The organism is Mangrovibacter phragmitis (assembly GCF_040429585.1).
GTDB lineage: Bacteria > Pseudomonadota > Gammaproteobacteria > Enterobacterales > Enterobacteriaceae > Mangrovibacter > Mangrovibacter phragmitis.
The window spans coordinates 4,569,380-4,590,296 of sequence record NZ_CP134782.1; the positions used below are offsets into that span (position 1 = coordinate 4,569,380).

Below are 20,917 nucleotides of genomic sequence, written 5' to 3' on the forward strand. Positions count from 1 at the left end.
TCTTCTTCACTTTCAGGAAATAATTAATGGCTGTTAAAATCAATATGGAAAACCCGAAAACGGGTGAGCACTTACATGGCTTCTATGGTTTTTCATGGACAACGTTTTTCTTCGGTTGTATTCCGGCGCTTTTCAGAAAAGATTTTAAAACGTTTATAGGGGTATTTATTATTTTACTCATTCTGGCATTAGTCACGATGGGTATCGGTTCTACGGTTGCCATGATTGTCTGGGCATTTATGTATAATAAGTACTACACAACAAATCTGATTAAACGTGGTTTCCAGTTTGCCGGGACACATACTGAAAACGAACTGGCTTCAAGTAAACTGGGGCTGACGCTGAACCCGGACAACTGCAAAACCTTCACGCAGAATACCCCGACGTCACAAATTATTTCTTAATAAAGCGCCAAAACTGAAAAGTCACCACTGTTGTTGGTGACTTTCTTATTCTCGCAATAATTCTCTATTCAGTTAAATTATTGTTCCTATAACCATAGCAGGCTTCTTGCTATCTTCACGCCAACTCGCTACCCAGAATAGCCTCTCATCACCTTATGCCTGGCGCAATCAACGCCTCTTCAGGCAAATACAGATTTTTGCTTCACCGGGTATTGCCACACAATGGGAAAATCACTTTTGCCATGCAGGCAGACTACTGCAACAGTAGCAGAACAAACATGATAAGGGGTCGTAAACGAAAAAGCGCCATGTTAGAAATTAACATGGCGCTGGAATAGTGGCGGAACGGACGGGACTCGAACCCGCGACCCCCTGCGTGACAGGCAGGTATTCTAACCAACTGAACTACCGCTCCGCGATTGTTCCCCGTCGGGAACGATGCGGATATTACGGATACCTTACAGAAGCGTCAACGCTTTTTCTTTCTATTTTGACTGTTTGGCGCAAAATTCACCTGAACGGCCGGATTTTGCACACCATCATGCGCGCCACATGCAGCTGCCACCTTTTTTCTGCACCAGGTCCAGACGAGATTCATGCGCCACGCATTCTTCATCTGTTGCTCTGATAATTTTCAACCCGCCAGCGCGAACCACACGTTGTATACCTGTTGAGTCCACGGCCTGCTGTGCATCGCCTTCCATCGCAAATTTGATGCTGGTTTGCCCGCCGGTCATGGTCAGATAGACATCAGCCAGAATCTGGGCATCGAGTAATGCCCCGTGCAACGTTCGTTTACTGTTATCTATTTCGTAGCGCGAGCACAAAGCATCCAAGCTGTTACGTTTGCCGGGGAACATACGCCGCGCCAGAGCCAGGCTGTCTGTAACTTTACAGAATGTCTCTGTTTTGCCAATGCCCTTATTGAGCATGCCAAACTCATAATCCATAAAGCCGATATCAAACGATGCATTATGGATAACCAGTTCAGCCCCACGGATGTAATCAAGAAAATCATCAACAACATCGGCAAATACAGGCTGATATGCGAGGAACTCATCTGAAATACCGTGAACCATAAAGGCTTCCGGATCCACCAAACGGTCAGGCTTGAGATAAATATGAAAGTTGTTGCCTGTCAGGCGGCGGTTAATCACTTCAACAGCACCAATTTCGATAATACGATGCCCTTCGTAGTGCGCCCCTACCTGGTTCATACCTGTGGTTTCAGTATCAAGAACGATCTGTCTTGTGATTTCTGTGCTCATAGCGCTCATTTGTGTCAGACTTAGTTTTTTCTTCAGACCCGGGAAGTTTACCAGAATGCGTAAACAGGTAGAAATTTTCACCGACGGCTCCTGCTTAGGGAACCCAGGCCCTGGTGGCTACGGTGCGATTTTACGTTATAAACAACACGAAAAAACCTTCAGTGAAGGGTACTATCTCACAACGAATAATAGAATGGAGTTAATGGCGGCGATCGTCGCACTCGAAGCCATTAAGGAACACTGTGATATCACACTGAGCACGGACAGTCAGTATGTTCGTCAGGGAATTACCTCCTGGATCCATAACTGGAAAAAGCGTGGCTGGAAAACCGCAGATAAGAAGCCAGTCAAAAATGTTGATCTGTGGAAACGGCTGGACAGCGCTCTCAGCCAGCACAATATTAAATGGGAATGGGTAAAGGGCCATGCCGGCCATCCGGAAAATGAGCGATGTGACGAACTGGCACGCACAGCCGCAGGTTCGCCATCACAGGAAGATACGGGCTATTTATCTGAAAACGGGTGATCAGTCCTGTTTCGGTACTGGCGGGATGCAGTTACCGCCGGTCGCAACGACGCCCGTGATTTTCTGGCAGACATTGGGGTCATCGTTAATGGAATCGTTCTTTTCCGTGCCACTATCAACTGCATGCAACCCAGTGCCGGGAGGTGAGTGGAGAGCAAGCGCCCTCCTGACCGGTGCCAGGGGAGAACATGGAAACGCTTGTAATGCAGCACTTCAAAGTTAAGCAATGAAAGCCAGTCCAACTGGCGAACCAGAGTAAACATCCGGCTTTGAGTTGCCCCCTTTTTGCTACGAAACGGCATTGCTTTACCAATACCTAACAGGCTGACTGGATTAAAACCGCTCAGGATCAACCAGCCATCGTCAATCAATATACGATCAACTTCCCTGAGCAATCGGTGTGGATCCTGACACCAGGAGAGGCTATGGGCTAACAAGCAGGCGTCAACAGATTTTGCGGCAAAAGGCAGCGCCAGTGGATCTGCTATCACATGAAGTGCATGCCCTTGCATTGCCACGTTCACCTGGTGTGATATAGCGCATTCACTGGTATTGATTTCTGCGCTCAAATTCCCCAGTTTAATTAAATGGAATCCAAACATTTTTCCAAGCCAGGGTTGCACCTGCCGTTCAAGCGCTTCACGATAGTATTCACCCCAGGGCAATTCAGCCCATTGTCCAGGCGCCTGGAGTGGCAAAGGTGTCCTTGCCGGTTTCATTAAAACCTTCCATTTGAGAGCATTACCGAGGTCATTTATGAATCTTACCAGTATTCCTGCATTTCAGGACAACTATATCTGGGTACTCTATAACGACATGGGTGAATGCCTGGTTGTCGACCCGGGAGACGCAGGGCCTGTGCTTGACACAGTGGCGAAATTTGGCTGGAAACCTGTGGCGATTTTGCTTACCCACCACCATGCCGACCACACCGGCGGTGTGGCAGAATTATGTGCAACATGGCCGGAGTTGGTTGTTTATGGGCCAGAGGAAACCAGAAGTAAAGGTGCCACGCACATACTGACCGGTGGCGATAAATTCCCATTATTGGGACTTGAGTTTGAGGTAATATTTACACCCGGTCACACTTTAGGACATATCTGTTATTACAGTTCTCCTTATCTATTTTGCGGTGATACACTTTTTTCTGGTGGGTGTGGAAGACTATTCGAAGGCACTCCAACCCAGATGTACCAGTCACTTGGAACATTGAACAAACTGCCTGCTCAAACATTAATCTGTTGTGCCCATGAGTACACGCAATCAAATATTAACTTTTCTTTAAGTATTCTTCCGGAAGATGAAGCAATACTTAAATACAGTAATGAAGTTAATAAGTTACGTAAAAAAAATCACTCTTCCCTCCCCTCCACACTAGAAAAGGAGCGGCAAATTAATCTTTTTCTACGAACAGATGATGCTGTTTTAATTGAAAAAATTAAAGATGAAACAACTTTGCAACAACCTGAACAATATTTTGCCTGGTTACGCGCAAAGAAAGATAACTTCTAAATCCAGGGTTGAGTTATTTTGCAGTCGCAGGTATCATCGCTCGTCTTTTAAGCAACTATTGACACACACATGAAGGCAAAAGCGATTCTAATCGCCTCTGTCCTGCTGGTTGGGTGCCAGGCGTCGAAGCATGACGGGCATATACAACAGCACGCACAGAGCCTTTCTGCGGCTGGTCAAGGAGAAGCAGGAAAGTTCGCAGGTCAGGCGGACAGCGCGCAATGGTTGAACGATGGTACTTCCTTCGCGCATGATCAGGACCTGTGGACCTTCATTGGCAACGAGCTAAAGATGGGGATTCCGGAAAACGCCCGGATTCGCGAACAAAAACAGAAGTATTTGAGTAATAAGAGCTATCTCCACGATGTAACTTTACGGGCAGAGCCGTATATGTACTGGATAGCCGGGCAAGTTAAGAAACGTAACATGCCGATGGAACTGGTACTACTACCCATAGTGGAGAGCGCTTTTAACCCCCATGCAACGTCTGGTGCTAATGCCGCAGGCATTTGGCAAATCATTCCGAGCACGGGAAGGAACTATGGTTTAAAGCAAACTCGTGAGTATGATGCGCGGCGTGATGTGGTAGCTTCCACAACTGCCGCGTTGGACATGATGCAACGCCTTAACACTATGTTTGGCGGCGACTGGCTATTGACTGTTGCTGCATATAACAGCGGCGAAGGCAGGGTAATGCGTGCAATAAAAGCGAACAAAGCCCGTGGGAAACCAACAGACTTTTGGTCACTTTCTTTGCCACATGAAACGCGTGTCTATGTTCCCAAAATGTTAGCGCTGAGTGAGATTTTCAAAAACAGTCAGCGCTATGGTGTTCGCTTACCAACGCCGGATGAAAGCCGTGCGCTGGCAAAAGTGAAAGTATCCAGCCCAGTTCAGATGGACCAACTTGCCGAAATGGCAGGTATGTCGCTTAAAAAACTGAAAGCATTCAATGCGGGTTACAAAGGGGAAGTATTAGGCAAGAGCGGCCCGAAGTATGTCATGGTGCCACAAAAGCATGCGGATGAACTTCGTAGCTCTCTCGCTGCAAATACATTCGATGCAATGCAATCGTCTCTGGTCGCAAGCAATAGCAGCGCCGCGTATACAGTACGGCGTGGTGACACGCTTTCTGGTATTGCTGCTCGCTTGAATGTCTCAGAGCGTGATTTGCGGGCGTGGAATAACCTGACATCCAGCAAGATAAACATTGGTCAGACCCTGCAAACAGGTACGCTGAACAGTGATTCACGGCTGGTAAAAAATGACAGCATCACCTATCGCGTTAAAAAAGGTGACTCGCTGTATAGCATAGCCAGGCGGCATGGTCTCAACATTAATGATGTCATGCGCTGGAATAAGGATGTTGATGCGATTAAGCCTGGTGACCAGTTAACCTTGTTTGTTAACGACGGAACCAGCCCCGACTCCTGAGGAGCCGGAATTATGGCATGAGCATCATGCCCGCCAAACCACCTGTCGTGATATTGCTGCCATGCAGTGTATCAACACAGGTGGTTTTTTTATTTTGTCTTGCATGGGTTAAATTCCACTAACAATGGGTTATGGTCAGATGCCTGAGTAACCAGAACGGATGCATTCGCCACATTCAGGCCACGGTAAAAGACAAAATCCAGCGGGCGTCCGAATGCACGCCGACGCTGGTCATCTTTAAAACGCACTTCACGTAGTGACATTTCACGGGCAAACCCATATAGCGCACTGATCCTGGGACGGCTCCATGCATTGAAGTCCCCCGCCATAATAACTGGCCCACTATGATGCGCCATTTGCTCCCGAATGGGAGCTAATTGTTTGCTGTACACATCCACGCCTAAAGTAAAGTTGATGGCATGAATATTAACGACCATCAGCATCCGGGTATCGGGTAGCGGGTAAACAGTGACCAGAGCAGACTTGGCAAGCCGCAGAATAGGCTCCCGCTCGCGTAATGGACAACAATAGATAGGGTGAGCTGAAGAAAGAGTCATCACGCCTGAAGGGTGTTGAGGCAGGATCAAAGCGGGTACCTGGTCAGCCGCAAGGTAATTCGAAGTTGCGAAATCAACCAACTCCGGCGTTGTCTGGGCTTCCTGCAATAACACCAGATGCGCATCCTTACCAAAATTCTTCAGTACCGACAGCCACTCATTCCGTTGCTGTTTAAAAATGTTCCATACCAGAATACGTATCCGCTCCTCACTGGTAAGCGGTACTCCGGAAGGAAGAGCCTGACCAATGCTCGAAAACACCCCTGGCGGCAAAATCCTCTCCGCAGGCTGGCCTGCGACATAGCGCATGGCATAGGTCGGTTTACGCACGTTACAAAACACCTTTTTTTCGTTTAACCGCACACAACATGTTAGCAGTCTTTTCAGTTATAGAAGTTTTAGCAGCCAGTTTCAATCATCTACTGACGTTGATGCGGCAAGATGCGCTATTTCAGTATTTTCATTGCCAGCCGGTGCTACCGCGGGGTACTTTTATCACCAAATCACCCATAAATTGATTTAACTATTGCCATGGAGGCAATAATGAAAACAAATTCTGAGGAACTCGGCGTTTTTGTCGCAGTTGTGGAAAGCGGCAGCTTCAGCCGTGCTGCAGTGCAGCTTAACCTGGCAAATTCAGCAGTCAGCAGAGCAGTTAAACGCCTTGAGATGAAGTTGGGGGTTAACCTGCTCAACAGAACGACGCGTCAGTTAAGCCTGACAGAGGAAGGTAAACGTTACTTCCGCCGGGCTCAGCATATTCTTCAGGAGATGGCTGACGCCGAAAACGAAGTGCAGGAGACGAAAGAGACACCTTCCGGAACATTGATTATTGATGCAGCGACACCCGTAATATTGCATTTGCTCGTTCCTCTGATTAAAGCTTTTCGCGAGCGCTATCCACAAGTAACATTATCGCTGGTTTCTTCTGAAACCTTTATCAACCTGATTGAACGCAAAGTAGATGTTGCCATCCGTGTAGGTAACTTATCGGATTCGAGTTTACGCGCCCGGCAGTTGTTTAACAGCTATCGCCGTATAGTTGCCACACCAGAATATTTGGCATTAAATGGTACGCCTCAAACACCGGAAGATCTGGACACACATTGCTGCATTGGATTTTCCGAGCCGATATCCCTGAACTCATGGCCGGTACCGGATGAAAATGGCCAGTTAAGGCAAATTAACCCGACATTAACCGCTAACAATGGTGAAACTATTAAGCAGTTATGCCTGGGAGGGAATGGTATTGCCAGCTTGTCAGACTTTATGGTTGATGAGGAAATAATGCAGGGCCGGTTAGTTGAGGTTTTACAGGCACACAAGTTAGCCGTACCTACACCATTCAGCGCCGTTTACTACAGTGACCGGGCTATTAGTACCCGTATCCGTGCATTTATTGATTTTCTTACTGAGCACTTTACTGATAAAGCTATTCTGAATGCACAATTATTACAAGTGAAGCAGAAGCGCTAAAGTGCCGCGAAATAGAGAGTGGTGATCGTCTGCTGATCACCACTCTCATTCATTGAATAGCAACTAAAAACAATTTTCCTGAAGGGATATAAGTGATAAATACAAAAAACCCCTGAGTATCCTCAGGGGTTAATAATAATTGGCGGAACGGACGGGACTCGAACCCGCGACCCCCTGCGTGACAGGCAGGTATTCTAACCAACTGAACTACCGCTCCACCGAATTTTTCTGCAACAGCCATTACAATGGCTTATTACTTTTTCTTTCCACACCCGCATGATGCAGATGCTTAAATTAAAGCCTGGCAGTTCCCTACTCTCGCATGGGGAGACCCCACACTACCATCGGCGCTACGGCGTTTCACTTCTGAGTTCGGCATGGGGTCAGGTGGGACCACCGCGCTCTTGCCGCCAGGCAAATTCTTTGTGCTCGGTCGTGTCTCTTTTACGTTCTTGCTGCGTTGCTCTCGCCTGCCCGCTCAGTCACATACTTCAGTATGCTCCTTGCGCTGTGCGGCTCTGCGCCCTGCCATAACGTAAAATCCATCACGACTTTACTTATCCGTTAACAGGCTGAAAATTTCGTCTCTCTCACACCAAAACATCTTTGGCGTTGTAAGGTTAAGCCTCACGGTTCATTAGTACCGGTTAGCTCAACGCATCGCTGCGCTTACACACCCGGCCTATCAACGTCGTCGTCTTCAACGTTCCTTCAGGACCCTTAAAGAGTCAGGGAGAACTCATCTCGGGGCAAGTTTCGTGCTTAGATGCTTTCAGCACTTATCTCTTCCGCATGTAGCTACCGGGCAGTGCCATTGGCATGACAACCCGAACACCAGTGATGCGTCCACTCCGGTCCTCTCGTACTAGGAGCAGCCCCCCTCAATTCTCCAGCGCCCACGGCAGATAGGGACCGAACTGTCTCACGACGTTCTAAACCCAGCTCGCGTACCACTTTAAATGGCGAACAGCCATACCCTTGGGACCTACTTCAGCCCCAGGATGTGATGAGCCGACATCGAGGTGCCAAACACCGCCGTCGATATGAACTCTTGGGCGGTATCAGCCTGTTATCCCCGGAGTACCTTTTATCCGTTGAGCGATGGCCCTTCCATTCAGAACCACCGGATCACTATGACCTGCTTTCGCACCTGCTCGCGCCGTCACGCTCGCAGTCAAGCTGGCTTATGCCATTGCACTAACCTCCTGATGTCCGACCAGGATTAGCCAACCTTCGTGCTCCTCCGTTACACTTTAGGAGGAGACCGCCCCAGTCAAACTACCCACCAGACACTGTCCCCACGCCAGATTATGGCGCCAGGTTAGAACATCAAACATTAAAGGGTGGTATTTCAAGGTTGGCTCCATGCAGACTGGCGTCCACACTTCAAAGCCTCCCACCTATCCTACACATCAAGGCTCAATGTTCAGTGTCAAGCTATAGTAAAGGTTCACGGGGTCTTTCCGTCTTGCCGCGGGTACACCGCATCTTCACGGCGAGTTCAATTTCACTGAGTCCCGGGTGGAGACAGCCTGGCCATCATTACGCCATTCGTGCAGGTCGGAACTTACCCGACAAGGAATTTCGCTACCTTAGGACCGTTATAGTTACGGCCGCCGTTTACCGGGGCTTCGATCAGGAGCTTCGCTTGCGCTGACCCCATCAATTAACCTTCCGGCACCGGGCAGGCGTCACACCGTATACGTCCACTTTCGTGTTTGCACAGTGCTGTGTTTTTAATAAACAGTTGCAGCCAGCTGGTATCTTCGACTGACTTCAGCTCCATCCGCACGGGACTTCACCTACATGTCAGCGTGCCTTCTCCCGAAGTTACGGCACCATTTTGCCTAGTTCCTTCACCCGAGTTCTCTCAAGCGCCTTGGTATTCTCTACCTGACCACCTGTGTCGGTTTGGGGTACGATTTCGTGTTACCTGGAGCTTAGAGGCTTTTCCTGGAAGCAGGGCATCTGTCACTTCAGCACCGTAGTGCCTCGTCATCACGCCTCAGTGTTAATGAGCAACCGGATTTGCCTGGTCACTCCACCTTCACGCTTAAACCGGGACAACCGTCGCCCGGATGACACAGCCTTCTCCGTCCCCCCTTCGCAGTAACACCAAGTACAGGAATATTAACCTGTTTCCCATCGACTACGCCTTTCGGCCTCGCCTTAGGGGTCGACTCACCCTGCCCCGATTAACGTTGGACAGGAACCCTTGGTCTTCCGGCGTGCGGGTTTTTCACCCGCATTATCGTTACTTATGTCAGCATTCGCACTTCTGATACCTCCAGCATGCCTCACAGCACACCTTCACCGGCTTACAGAACGCTCCCCTACCCAACAACACTCAGTGTCGCTGCCGCAGCTTCGGTGCATGGTTTAGCCCCGTTACATCTTCCGCGCAGGCCGACTCGACCAGTGAGCTATTACGCTTTCTTTAAATGATGGCTGCTTCTAAGCCAACATCCTGGCTGTCTGGGCCTTCCCACATCGTTTCCCACTTAACCATGACTTTGGGACCTTAGCTGGCGGTCTGGGTTGTTTCCCTCTTCACGACGGACGTTAGCACCCGCCGTGTGTCTCCCGTGATAACATTCTCCGGTATTCGTAGTTTGCATCGGGTTGGTAAGCCGGGATGGCCCCCTAGCCGAAACAGTGCTCTACCCCCGGAGATGAATTCACGAGGCGCTACCTAAATAGCTTTCGGGGAGAACCAGCTATCTCCCGGTTTGATTGGCCTTTCACCCCCAGCCACAGGTCATCCGCTAATTTTTCAACATTAGTCGGTTCGGTCCTCCAGTTAGTGTTACCCAACCTTCAACCTGCCCATGGCTAGATCACCGGGTTTCGGGTCTATACCCTGCAACTGGACGCCCGGTTAAGACTCGGTTTCCCTGCGGCTCCCCTATACGGTTAACCTTGCTACAGAATATAAGTCGCTGACCCATTATACAAAAGGTACGCAGTCACCCCACCCCAAAACGCTCCACTGCCTGATTTTTTAAGTTGAACGTCGCTTACGCTCCGTTAACCGTCAGTCGCGCTGTCGTTACGCATTTTGCGCACCACACAAAGCGAAACGCTTTGGTGGTGGGGCTCCCACTGCTTGTACGTACACGGTTTCAGGTTCTTTTTCACTCCCCTCGCCGGGGTTCTTTTCGCCTTTCCCTCACGGTACTGGTTCACTATCGGTCAGTCAGGAGTATTTAGCCTTGGAGGATGGTCCCCCCATATTCAGACAGGATACCACGTGTCCCGCCCTACTCATCGAGCTCACAACGGGTGCGCTTTCGTGTACGGGGCTTTCACCCTGTATCGCCGGCCATTCCGGACCGTTCCACTAACACACCTGCTGATTCAGACTCTGGGCTCTTCCCCGTTCGCTCGCCGCTACTTGGGGAATCTCGGTTGATTTCTTTTCCTCGGGGTACTTAGATGTTTCAGTTCTCCCGGTTCGCCTCATTAACCTATGGATTCAGTTAATGATAGTGTGACGAGTCACACTGGGTTTCCCCATTCGGACATCGCCGGTTATAACGGTTCATATCACCTTACCGGCGCTTTTCGCAGATTAGCACGTCCTTCATCGCCTCTGACTGCCAGGGCATCCACCGTGTACGCTTAGTCGCTTAACCTCACAACCCGAAGATGTCTTCGTGCTGTAAGTTTTGAGAGACTCACGAACAACTTGCGTTGTTCTGTGTTTCAATTTTCAGCTTGTTCCGGATTTTTAAAGAGCAAATATCTCAAACGTGATTCACTGCTGAATCAGTTTTGAGATACTGAGGTTGGCGACTTTCACTCACAAACCAGCAAGTGGCGTCCCCTGGGAGGTCTGACCTCATCAGTTAACGCTTGGCGTCCCCTAGGGGATTCGAACCCCTGTTACCGCCGTGAAAGGGCGGTGTCCTGGGCCTCTAGACGAAGGGGACACAAAATTTGTTCACGAATCGCTGATTCGTAATTTTGTGCAGGGTGAGCTTTCATTAATAGAAAGCGAGCGACATTATCTGCCACAAACTCACGCCCCACGTTAAAACGCCTTGCTTCTTTACTTTCATCAGACAATCTGTGTGAGCACTGCAAAAGACCGTATCTCTAAGGTAAGGAGGTGATCCAACCGCAGGTTCCCCTACGGTTACCTTGTTACGACTTCACCCCAGTCATGAATCACAAAGTGGTAAGCGCCCTCCCTAAGGTTAAGCTACCTACTTCTTTTGCAACCCACTCCCATGGTGTGACGGGCGGTGTGTACAAGGCCCGGGAACGTATTCACCGCGGCATTCTGATCCGCGATTACTAGCGATTCCGACTTCATGGAGTCGAGTTGCAGACTCCAATCCGGACTACGACGCACTTTATGAGGTCCGCTTACTCTCGCAAGTTCGCTTCTCTTTGTATGCGCCATTGTAGCACGTGTGTAGCCCTGGTCGTAAGGGCCATGATGACTTGACGTCATCCCCACCTTCCTCCAGTTTATCACTGGCAGTCTCCTTTGAGTTCCCGGCCTAACCGCTGGCAACAAAGGATAAGGGTTGCGCTCGTTGCGGGACTTAACCCAACATTTCACAACACGAGCTGACGACAGCCATGCAGCACCTGTCTCAGAGCTCCCGAAGGCACTCCCGCATCTCTGCAGGATTCTCTGGATGTCAAGACCAGGTAAGGTTCTTCGCGTTGCATCGAATTAAACCACATGCTCCACCGCTTGTGCGGGCCCCCGTCAATTCATTTGAGTTTTAACCTTGCGGCCGTACTCCCCAGGCGGTCGACTTAACGCGTTAGCTCCGGAAGCCACGCCTCAAGGGCACAGCCTCCAAGTCGACATCGTTTACGGCGTGGACTACCAGGGTATCTAATCCTGTTTGCTCCCCACGCTTTCGCACCTGAGCGTCAGTCTTCGTCCAGGAGGCCGCCTTCGCCACCGGTATTCCTCCAGATCTCTACGCATTTCACCGCTACACCTGGAATTCTACCTCCCTCTACGAGACTCCAGCCTGCCAGTTTCGAATGCAGTTCCCAGGTTGAGCCCGGGGATTTCACATCCGACTTGACAGACCGCCTGCGTGCGCTTTACGCCCAGTAATTCCGATTAACGCTTGCACCCTCCGTATTACCGCGGCTGCTGGCACGGAGTTAGCCGGTGCTTCTTCTGTCAGTAACGTCAATTGATGAGCGTATTAAGCTCACCACCTTCCTCCTGACTGAAAGTACTTTACAACCCGAAGGCCTTCTTCATACACGCGGCATGGCTGCATCAGGCTTGCGCCCATTGTGCAATATTCCCCACTGCTGCCTCCCGTAGGAGTCTGGACCGTGTCTCAGTTCCAGTGTGGCTGGTCATCCTCTCAGACCAGCTAGGGATCGTCGCCTTGGTGAGCCGTTACCTCACCAACAAGCTAATCCCATCTGGGCACATCTGATGGCAAGAGGCCCGAAGGTCCCCCTCTTTGGTCTTGCGACGTTATGCGGTATTAGCCACCGTTTCCAGTAGTTATCCCCCTCCATCAGGCAGTTTCCCAGACATTACTCACCCGTCCGCCGCTCGCCGGCAAAGAAGCAAGCTTCTTCCCGCTGCCGCTCGACTTGCATGTGTTAGGCCTGCCGCCAGCGTTCAATCTGAGCCATGATCAAACTCTTCAATTTAAAGTTTGATGCTCAAAGAATTAAACTGTTTATTCGTAATGAATTAACTGTTAGTCACTCTTTAAGACTTGATAATTTTTAGCGTCTTGCGACGTTAAGATATCAGTGCTTATGAGTGCCCACACAGATTGTCTGATAAATTGTTAAAGAGCAGTGCGACCCGGCATTCTGCCTGCTGTCGCGAGGTGGCGTATATTACGCTTTCCTCTTTCAGAGTCAACCCAATTTTTCAGGATTTTTTCTCTTTATCTCCCCGGCTTACTGCACTCAGTGAAGCGTGCCGCCGTGTCGATGGAGGCGCATTATAGGGCCATGTTTTGGGATGGCAAGCGGAAAACACAAAAAAAATCTCAACCGCTCACCTTTTAGTCATTTCAGCGTTTTTTTATCAGTTCCGGTAAGTCGGCAAGGCTGTCTGCCACCATATCGGCCAAAGCCTGTGCTTCAGGCGTGACAGGCTTACCAGTGCGCACCAGCACTTTTGTTCCAACACCAGCCGCCTGTGCTGCCTGCATATCTTCGGCTTTATCACCAACCATATAGGATGCAGCCATATCTATATGCAGATAATCGCGCGCAGAAATCAGCATACCGGGTTGTGGTTTGCGGCAATCACATTGCTGGCGGTATTCATCTACAGTGCCTTCCGGGTGATGCGGGCAATAATAGATGCCATCCAGGTCAACACCTCTGTCTGCCAGCGACCAGTCCATCCATTCAGTAAGTTGTTCAAACTGAGCTTCACTGAATATGCCCCGGGCAATACCAGACTGGTTAGTTACCAAAACAAGGGCGAACCCCATTGCTTTTAACTCACGTAGTGCCTCAATGGCACCATCAATGAATTCAAATTTATCAATTTCATGGACATAACCGTGATCAACATTAATCGTGCCATCACGATCCAGAAAGATTGCGGGTACAGTTTGGGCCACCTGAAAACTCCTGACGAAATAAAGTGGCGCTATTATCGCACGTTTCCTTCGCGACAACATTTGCCTGATGACTTAGATTGATTTAGACGTCTGGATGCCTTAACATCCATATCCATCAATGGCCGAGGATGCATCGGCAGAGTAAATGCCACGGCTTACATTTATAAGATAATAACCAGACTAATGATTAAACTTTCTAACATCACCAAAGAGTTCCAGCAGGGAAACCGTACTATACAGGCACTGAAAGATGTGTCTCTGCACGTTCCTGCCGGGCAAATTTACGGCGTCATCGGCGCGTCTGGTGCGGGTAAAAGTACCTTAATACGGTGCGTAAACCTGCTTGAGCGCCCAACACAGGGTAGCGTTCTGGTTGATGGCCAGGATTTGACTGCGCTGTCTGCCACACAACTGACCAAAGCCCGCCGCCAGATTGGCATGATCTTCCAGCACTTTAACCTGCTGTCCTCCCGTACTGTTTTCGGGAATATTGCATTGCCACTTGAGCTTGATGGTCTGTCTCGCGATGCGATTAATACTCGCGTGACGGAATTACTGGAGCTTGTAGGGCTCAGCGAGAAGAAAGATGTCTACCCTGCCAATTTATCTGGCGGGCAAAAACAGCGTGTTGCTATTGCCAGGGCTCTCGCAAGTAACCCTAAAGTACTGCTGTGTGATGAAGCAACCAGTGCGCTCGATCCAGCAACAACGCGCGCTATTCTGGAACTACTGAAAGATATCAACCGCCGTCTTGGCCTGACCATTTTACTCATCACCCACGAAATGGATGTAGTGAAGCGTATTTGTGATTGTGTTGCAGTTATCAGTAATGGGGTGTTGATTGAACAAGACACCGTCAGTGAAGTATTTTCACACCCCAAAACGCCGCTGGCACAACAATTTATCCAGTCAACGTTGCATTTGGATATTCCTGATGATTACGTGCAGCGCCTTTCCCCCACCAGCAATGGCGATACAGTCCCGCTACTGCGGCTTGAGTTTACCGGCCAGTCTGTAGATGCGCCGCTATTATCTGAGACAGCTCGCCGTTTTAATGTGAATAACAACATTATTAGTGCTCAAATGGATTATGCCGGTGGAGTTAAGTTCGGCATTATGCTGGCCGAAATGCATGGAGAAAGCGCCAATACCGCTGCAGCCATCGCTTATTTACAACAACATCATGTGAAAATTGAGGTACTGGGTTATGTCTGAAGCAATGATGTGGTTGATGGTTCGCGGTGTCTGGGAAACCCTTGCGATGACATTCGTCTCAGGCTTTTTTGGCTTTGTGCTCGGCCTTCCTGTGGGTGTACTGCTTTATATTACGCGGCCAGGACAAATCCTTGAGAACGGGAAACTTTATCGTTCAGTCTCTGCCCTGGTGAATATTTTCCGCTCCATTCCTTTTATTATTTTACTGGTATGGATGATTCCCTTTACGCGCATGATTGTTGGCACATCAATTGGTCTTCAGGCTGCTATTGTCCCACTGACAGTTGGTGCCGCGCCATTTATTGCCCGTATGGTTGAAAACGCCTTATTGGAAATTCCGTCAGGTTTAATTGAAGCGTCACGCGCAATGGGTGCAACGCCACTGCAAATTATTCGTAAAGTTTTACTCCCGGAAGCACTGGCAGGGCTGGTTAATGCCGCTACTATCACTTTGATAACTCTGGTCGGTTATTCCGCGATGGGTGGTGCGGTAGGTGCCGGTGGTCTTGGGCAGATTGGTTATCAGTACGGCTATATCGGTTATGATGCTACTGTTATGAATACCGTACTGGTATTGCTGGTACTGCTGGTATACCTGATTCAATTCTGTGGCGATCGTATCGTCCGGGCTGTGACTCACAAGTAATTACATAATCAACACGACTGTATATAAGTAAGGAAAGGATATGTCTTTTAAATTCAGAACCTTTGCAGCAATTGGCGCATTAATCGGTTCTTTAGCTCTGGTGGGTTGTGGTCAGGAAGAGAAAGATCCTAACCACATTAAAGTTGGCGTTATCGTTGGGGCTGAACAACAAGTTGCTGAAGTTGCACAGAAAGTCGCTAAAGAAAAATATGGTCTGGATGTTGAACTGGTTACCTTCAACGATTACGTACTGCCTAATGAAGCATTGAGCAAAGGCGACATTGACGTAAATGCGTTCCAGCATAAACCCTATCTTGATCAGCAGATTAAAGACCGCGGTTATAAACTGGTTCCGGTCGGGAACACCTTTGTTTACCCAATTGCAGGTTACTCTAAAAAAATCAAATCCCTCAGTGAACTGCAGGATGGTGCTCAAATCGCCGTACCAAACGATCCGACAAACCTGGGCCGTTCCTTGCTGTTACTGCAAAAAGTGGGGCTGATTAAACTCAAAGATGGTGTTGGCCTGTTACCGACTGTACTGGATATCACCGAAAACCCGAAAAACCTGAAGATTGTTCAACTGGAAGCACCACAGTTGCCACGTTCTTTGGATGATGCGCAAATCGCTCTTGCTGTTATCAACACCACTTATGCCAGCCAGATTGGTTTGACTCCGGAAAAAGACGGTATCTTTGTTGAAGATAAAGACTCTCCGTATGTGAACCTGATTGTGGCTCGAGAAGATAATAAAGATGCTGAGAACGTGAAAAAATTCGTTAAAGCATATGAATCAGATGAAGTTGCTGCCGCTGCGAACAAGATTTTTAACGGCGGTGCTGTGAAAGGTTGGTAAGACTTTCCCAGGCAACAAACAAATAATTACAGGACGGGCGCAAGCCCGTCTTGTTATTTGTGCCATAGCTTGCTTCAATAACAGCCGTTTTAACTATTCCGTTTTCACTTTTATCGAGGAATTATTATGCGTGCTTTACCGGTCTGTTTAATTGCGCTAGCGAGTCTTCTCAGCGGCTGCTCATTGTTAAATAGACCCCCTGTAGAACCTGTTGAAAGCACCGTAACGCCGCCGAAAACAGAACATACTCAACCCAAAGTTAGCCACGCTGCGCCTGTTCAGATTTACACAGACGCAACTGCACTGGTGGGTAAACCCTTCCGCGATTTAGGCGAAGTCTCTGGTGAATCATGCCAGTCAAGTAGCCAGGATTCTCCGCCCAACATTCCAACAGCACGCAAGCGTCTGCAAATTAATGCTTCAAAAATGAAAGCCAACGCGGTTTTACTGCATAGCTGTGAAGTCACCAGTGGTACTCCCGGGTGCTACCGGCAAGCCGTATGCCTGGGATCAGCATTACAGGTTTCTGAGAAATAACGCCTGATGAGCGTTTTCGAGCTTAACCAGATAGGGGTTATTCATTCCCCATATAAGGAAAAATTTGCCGTCCCCCGGCAACCCGGTTTGGTGAATGCGATGGGTGGCGAATTGCATCTTCTCCCCCCTTATAATCAGGCCGAGGCTGTTCGCGGCCTGGAAAACTTTAGTCATTTATGGGTGCTATTCGTTTTTCATCAAACAATGGAAAATGGCTGGCGTCCTACTGTTCGCCCTCCCCGTCTTGGGGGCAATGCGCGTATGGGGGTGTTCGCTACACGGTCAACCTTCAGGCCGAACCCTGTAGGGCAGTCTCTGGTGGCACTTAAACATGTGGAGTGCCGGGGGCAGAACGTGATTTTGCACCTCGGCGGGTTGGATCTGGTTGATGGAACCCCCGTTATTGATGTCAAACCCTATCTTCCTTTTGCTGAATCCATACCTGATGCCCGTGCCGGTTATGCGCAGACGGAGCCACCCGCTGCTCTTGTCATAACATTTACCACACAGGTCGGGGAACAGTTGCGCAACCTGGCATCGCGCTATCCTGACTTAGAGCGCTTTATTGTCGAAGTACTGTCTCAGGACCCACGCCCTGCTTACCGAAAATCGGAGGCACCAGGCAAAACCTATGCTGTATTGCTGGCAGACTTCAATGTTCGCTGGCGAATAACCGGGGCAGGTGCTGAAGTCTTCGCGCTGGAGCCACGCTAATTTCACTGTTCACCCTTTTGACATCTGGCCCACGCTGGTAAACTAAACCACTTTTTATATCAGGCACTGTGCCTGAAACCTTTGTTCAACTGGAACCGTAACAACATGCGTACTAGCCAATACATGCTCTCCACTCTTAAGGAGACACCCGCCGACGCCGAAGTCATCAGCCATCAGTTGATGCTCCGTGCTGGTATGATTCGTAAGCTGGCCTCCGGTTTGTACACCTGGTTGCCCACCGGTTTGCGCGTTCTGAAAAAAGTCGAAAACATCGTGCGCGAAGAGATGAATAATGCCGGTGCTATCGAGGTGTCTATGCCCGTTGTCCAGCCCGCAGACCTCTGGCAGGAAAGTGGTCGTTGGGAACAATATGGCCCGGAATTGCTGCGTTTTGTTGACCGTGGTGAGCGCCCGTTTGTATTAGGCCCAACGCATGAAGAAGTGATTACAGACCTGGTTCGTAACGAGTTGAGCTCCTACAAACAATTACCGCTCAACTTTTTCCAGATTCAAACCAAATTCCGTGATGAAGTGCGCCCTCGCTTTGGTGTTATGCGTTCACGCGAATTTATCATGAAAGATGCGTACTCTTTCCATACCAGCCAGGAATCACTGCAAGAAACTTACGACACCATGTACCAGGCGTACAGCAAGATTTTCTCCCGTATGGGGCTGGATTTCCGTGCTGTTCAGGCTGACACTGGCTCAATTGGTGGCAGTGCTTCTCATGAGTTTCAGGTACTGGCACAAAGTGGTGAAGACGATATTGTTTTCTCTACCGAGTCTGATTTTGCCGCTAATATTGAACTGGCAGAAGCCGTAGCACCTGCCTCGGAACGTGCCGCACCTTCTCAGGCTATGAGCACCGTTGATACACCGAACGCGAAAACCATCGCAGAACTGGTGGAGCAGTTTAATTTACCTGTAGAAAAAACTGTCAAAACGCTGTTGGTTAAAGCCGCAGAAGACAGCGAACATCCACTGGTTGCCTTACTGGTACGTGGTGACCATGAGCTGAATGAAGTTAAAGCCGAGAAGTTACCACTGGTTGCCAGCCCGCTGACTTTTGCCACTGAAGAAGAAATTCGTGCAATTGTTAATGCAGGCCCGGGTTCTCTTGGCCCGGTGAATATGCCAATACCGGTAATTGTTGACCGTAGCGTCGCTGTAATGAGTGATTTTGCAGCTGGTGCGAACATTGATGGTAAACACTTCTTCGGTATCAACTGGGATCGTGATGTAGCGTTGCCTGTAGTTGCTGACATTCGTAATGTTGTTGAAGGTGATCCAAGCCCGGATGGTAAAGGTACTTTGCTTATCAAACGTGGTATTGAAGTGGGGCATATTTTCCAGTTAGGTACCAAATATTCAGCTGCGCTGAAAGCCACTGTTCAGGGTGAAGATGGCCGTAATCAAACGCTGACAATGGGTTGCTATGGGATTGGTGTAACACGCGTAGTGGCAGCGGCAATTGAACAGAATAATGATGAGCGTGGTATTGTCTGGCCTGAAGCCATTGCACCTTTCCAGGTTGCAATTCTGCCAATGAACATGCACAAATCTTTTCGGGTTCAGGAAGTTGCTGAGCGCCTGTATAACGAACTGCGTGCTCAGGGAATTGAAGTACTTCTGGATGACCGTAAAGAGCGCCCGGGTGTTATGTTTGCCGATATGGAACTGATTGGGATTCCACACATGGTTGTTATCGGTGACCGTAACCTGGACAGCGACGATATCGAATACAAATATCGCCGTGAAGGTGAGAAGAAAATGATTAAAGTTGGCGAAATTCTCAATTACCTCGTCAACCAAATCAAAGGTTAAGACCGGATTACGGACTAAAAAAGCCCTGTTAATAAATCACAGGGCTTTTCTTTTTATGACGTATATTACGTATTACAGCTAAAGGCTATTGTTGTACCGTTGTACTACACCCCATATTGGGTTTAAAAATGCCTTCAGAATCAGCTACCAGCGCAATATGCATTACACCGGTATCAGGATTAGGCTCATGCGTGAAATGAGCATCAAGCACGACTAAAACGGGTGCCATATCTGGTTTACGGCTTGCCCTGTAACCTCTTTCCAGCGCTATATTACTGACAACAGGAAATCGCTTACCTGTAACACAATCAGTAAACGTTGCGGAATCAGCTATATATTTATACATGCCTCGCATTGGCATAGGTTGTTCGGGAAGCGGTTGTTGTACAGGTTTCAATGTATAGTTCAGTGAAGACTCAATAGCATTGCCTTCTTGATCCAGCATCACCAGGGTATCGCCCTGAGGATGGAAGAACCATTTTTCGCCATCAGTAGCCGTTAATGTCAGTTTATTCGCCGTTCTTGCCCAGGTTCCCCAGGAAGCCGTAGCCGTCCCGTCCCCGCGTCCCTGATATTTTTGTTGCATAATCCATGAACCATCTTTTTCTAAAAAAAGACTGGTTTCAATCCCGCCACAATCCGCACATGGCAAAACACCCTTGTAGCTCTGTTGCATAGGTTTGAATTCTGCTGGCACAACAGCTACGCCCTCAGCACGGTTATTACAGCCTGACAGCACCAGCATACTGCCTAACACAACAGATACCGCTATAATAATTTTTCTCACTTTCTCATTCCTCAGCCAGTAACTTTTCGGCTTGCGCCAGGCGTGAAATTTGCCTTAAAAGCAGGGTTCATTGGTTTTTATTATCGTTATACCTGAACAACGATAGGGTGGACGCCTGATAATTCTCAATATTTCTGAAAAAAACGCCAGTTCCTCACTCAAAAAAACGACGAACCTTACTGCGTAGCGTCTTCACAATACTGTGTTTATTCTTAGCATCCAGCCGGCGTACAACACTTGTCCGTGTTGGTTTAGTACTCTTTCGGATCTTCTCTTCCCGGGTCAACTCACGAATCAACGTGACAAGACGCGAGATTGCAGCATCTTTGTTCATCTGTTGGCTACGATACGATTGCGATTTAATAATGATTACACCATCTTCCGTAATTAAGTGATGCGTGGCAGACAGTAAACGCGCCTTGTAGTGTTCAGGTAATGACGATTGCTTTATATCGAAGCGCAAATGAATTGCCGTGGATGCTTTATTAACATGTTGCCCACCCGCTCCCTGAGCACGAATCGCTGTTATCTCCAGTTCTTCGTCTTCTAAAACAACATGATTCGATAGTCTAATCATCCG

The 20,917-nt window shown here is 48.8% G+C and carries 17 protein-coding genes, 3 tRNA genes and 3 rRNA genes; 11 read left to right on the forward strand and 12 right to left on the reverse strand.

The window, feature by feature from the left end:
• The first annotated feature begins 26 nt into the window (after positions 1 to 26).
• A complete protein-coding gene (locus tag MPHASIOC01_RS22105; protein ID WP_064596471.1) occupies positions 27 to 404 on the forward strand; it encodes a hypothetical protein in 378 nt (125 codons plus the stop codon).
• Between the two features lie 338 nt (positions 405 to 742).
• On the opposite strand, the gene MPHASIOC01_RS22110 is transcribed toward MPHASIOC01_RS22105, so the two are convergent.
• Positions 743 to 819: transfer RNA gene (locus MPHASIOC01_RS22110), tRNA-Asp, on the reverse strand.
• A 124-nt stretch (positions 820 to 943) separates the two neighbouring features.
• The gene (gene dnaQ, locus MPHASIOC01_RS22115; RefSeq protein ID WP_064596526.1) at positions 944 to 1,672 is read right to left on the reverse strand and encodes a DNA polymerase III subunit epsilon; all 729 of its coding nucleotides are present in this window, start codon (positions 1,670 to 1,672) and stop codon (positions 944 to 946) included.
• Here dnaQ and rnhA point away from each other — a divergent pair.
• Positions 1,626 to 2,198 carry a ribonuclease HI gene (gene rnhA / locus MPHASIOC01_RS22120; protein WP_074388782.1) on the forward strand — a complete coding sequence of 191 codons (573 nt, stop codon included), beginning with the start codon at positions 1,626 to 1,628 and terminating at the stop codon, positions 2,196 to 2,198. The genes dnaQ and rnhA overlap by 47 nt on opposite strands.
• Here rnhA and MPHASIOC01_RS22125 read toward each other — a convergent pair.
• Complete coding sequence (locus MPHASIOC01_RS22125) at positions 2,177 to 2,917, reverse strand: class I SAM-dependent methyltransferase (RefSeq protein WP_353613309.1); 741 nt, start codon at positions 2,915 to 2,917, stop codon at positions 2,177 to 2,179. The genes rnhA and MPHASIOC01_RS22125 overlap by 22 nt on opposite strands.
• Before the next feature lie 37 nt (positions 2,918 to 2,954).
• Between MPHASIOC01_RS22125 and gloB the strand changes: the two genes are divergently transcribed.
• A complete protein-coding gene (gloB, locus tag MPHASIOC01_RS22130; RefSeq protein ID WP_064596481.1) occupies positions 2,955 to 3,710 on the forward strand; it encodes a hydroxyacylglutathione hydrolase in 756 nt (251 codons plus the stop codon).
• A gap of 69 nt (positions 3,711 to 3,779) precedes the next feature.
• Positions 3,780 to 5,144 (forward strand): murein transglycosylase D, encoded by a 1,365-nt coding sequence (gene mltD / locus MPHASIOC01_RS22135; RefSeq protein ID WP_064596483.1) that lies wholly within the window; start codon positions 3,780 to 3,782, stop codon positions 5,142 to 5,144.
• An 89-nt stretch (positions 5,145 to 5,233) separates the two neighbouring features.
• On the opposite strand, the gene MPHASIOC01_RS22140 is transcribed toward mltD, so the two are convergent.
• Positions 5,234 to 6,031: an endonuclease/exonuclease/phosphatase family protein gene (locus MPHASIOC01_RS22140; RefSeq protein ID WP_064596488.1), complete on the reverse strand. Its 798-nt coding sequence runs from the start codon at positions 6,029 to 6,031 to the stop codon at positions 5,234 to 5,236.
• A 213-nt stretch (positions 6,032 to 6,244) separates the two neighbouring features.
• Between MPHASIOC01_RS22140 and yafC the strand changes: the two genes are divergently transcribed.
• The gene (yafC, locus tag MPHASIOC01_RS22145) at positions 6,245 to 7,177 is read left to right on the forward strand and encodes a DNA-binding transcriptional regulator YafC (RefSeq protein ID WP_353613310.1); all 933 of its coding nucleotides are present in this window, start codon (positions 6,245 to 6,247) and stop codon (positions 7,175 to 7,177) included.
• 140 nt (positions 7,178 to 7,317) lie between these two features.
• Here the strand turns inward: yafC and MPHASIOC01_RS22150 are convergent.
• The 6 genes from MPHASIOC01_RS22150 to gmhB all read right to left on the reverse strand — a co-directional run bounded on the left by MPHASIOC01_RS22150 (position 7,318) and on the right by gmhB (position 13,758).
• Positions 7,318 to 7,394, reverse strand: a tRNA-Asp gene (locus tag MPHASIOC01_RS22150).
• A gap of 82 nt (positions 7,395 to 7,476) precedes the next feature.
• A 5S ribosomal RNA gene (rrf, locus tag MPHASIOC01_RS22155) occupies positions 7,477 to 7,592 on the reverse strand.
• Positions 7,593 to 7,793: 201 nt separating this feature from the next.
• Positions 7,794 to 10,812: ribosomal RNA gene (locus tag MPHASIOC01_RS22160) — 23S ribosomal RNA — on the reverse strand.
• 221 nt (positions 10,813 to 11,033) lie between these two features.
• Positions 11,034 to 11,109: transfer RNA gene (locus MPHASIOC01_RS22165), tRNA-Glu, on the reverse strand.
• A 172-nt stretch (positions 11,110 to 11,281) separates the two neighbouring features.
• Positions 11,282 to 12,823: ribosomal RNA gene (locus tag MPHASIOC01_RS22170) — 16S ribosomal RNA — on the reverse strand.
• Together the 16S, 23S and 5S rRNA genes with 2 tRNA genes alongside form the textbook arrangement of a ribosomal RNA operon.
• A gap of 374 nt (positions 12,824 to 13,197) precedes the next feature.
• Positions 13,198 to 13,758: a D-glycero-beta-D-manno-heptose 1,7-bisphosphate 7-phosphatase gene (gmhB, locus tag MPHASIOC01_RS22175; protein ID WP_353613311.1), complete on the reverse strand. Its 561-nt coding sequence runs from the start codon at positions 13,756 to 13,758 to the stop codon at positions 13,198 to 13,200.
• A 183-nt stretch (positions 13,759 to 13,941) separates the two neighbouring features.
• Here gmhB and metN point away from each other — a divergent pair, with 183 nt between their 5' ends.
• The 6 genes from metN (at position 13,942) to proS (ending at position 19,550) form a co-directional block, all read left to right on the forward strand.
• Positions 13,942 to 14,973, forward strand: a complete 1,032-nt coding sequence (metN, locus tag MPHASIOC01_RS22180; RefSeq protein ID WP_064598967.1) for a methionine ABC transporter ATP-binding protein MetN — start codon at positions 13,942 to 13,944, stop codon at positions 14,971 to 14,973.
• Positions 14,966 to 15,619, forward strand: a complete 654-nt coding sequence (locus MPHASIOC01_RS22185) for a methionine ABC transporter permease MetI (protein WP_064598965.1) — start codon at positions 14,966 to 14,968, stop codon at positions 15,617 to 15,619. The genes metN and MPHASIOC01_RS22185 overlap by 8 nt, the downstream gene beginning before the upstream one ends.
• A 40-nt stretch (positions 15,620 to 15,659) precedes the next feature.
• Positions 15,660 to 16,475, forward strand: a complete 816-nt coding sequence (locus MPHASIOC01_RS22190; protein ID WP_064598962.1) for a MetQ/NlpA family lipoprotein — start codon at positions 15,660 to 15,662, stop codon at positions 16,473 to 16,475.
• A gap of 126 nt (positions 16,476 to 16,601) precedes the next feature.
• Positions 16,602 to 17,012, forward strand: coding sequence for an Rcs stress response system protein RcsF (rcsF, locus tag MPHASIOC01_RS22195; protein WP_064598960.1), 411 nt, complete (start codon positions 16,602 to 16,604; stop codon positions 17,010 to 17,012).
• Between the two features lie 6 nt (positions 17,013 to 17,018).
• Positions 17,019 to 17,726 (forward strand): tRNA (N6-threonylcarbamoyladenosine(37)-N6)-methyltransferase TrmO, encoded by a 708-nt coding sequence (gene tsaA, locus MPHASIOC01_RS22200; protein WP_353613312.1) that lies wholly within the window; start codon positions 17,019 to 17,021, stop codon positions 17,724 to 17,726.
• A gap of 105 nt (positions 17,727 to 17,831) precedes the next feature.
• The gene (gene proS / locus MPHASIOC01_RS22205; protein WP_064598956.1) at positions 17,832 to 19,550 is read left to right on the forward strand and encodes a proline--tRNA ligase; all 1,719 of its coding nucleotides are present in this window, start codon (positions 17,832 to 17,834) and stop codon (positions 19,548 to 19,550) included.
• An 85-nt stretch (positions 19,551 to 19,635) separates the two neighbouring features.
• Here the strand turns inward: proS and nlpE are convergent, their stop codons facing one another.
• Complete coding sequence (nlpE, locus tag MPHASIOC01_RS22210) at positions 19,636 to 20,295, reverse strand: envelope stress response activation lipoprotein NlpE (RefSeq protein ID WP_353614968.1); 660 nt, start codon at positions 20,293 to 20,295, stop codon at positions 19,636 to 19,638.
• Between the two features lie 196 nt (positions 20,296 to 20,491).
• On the reverse strand, positions 20,492 to 20,914 hold the full coding sequence (gene arfB, locus MPHASIOC01_RS22215; RefSeq protein WP_064598952.1) for an alternative ribosome rescue aminoacyl-tRNA hydrolase ArfB: 423 nt from the start codon (positions 20,912 to 20,914) through the stop codon (positions 20,492 to 20,494).
• Positions 20,915 to 20,917: the final 3 nt, after the last annotated feature.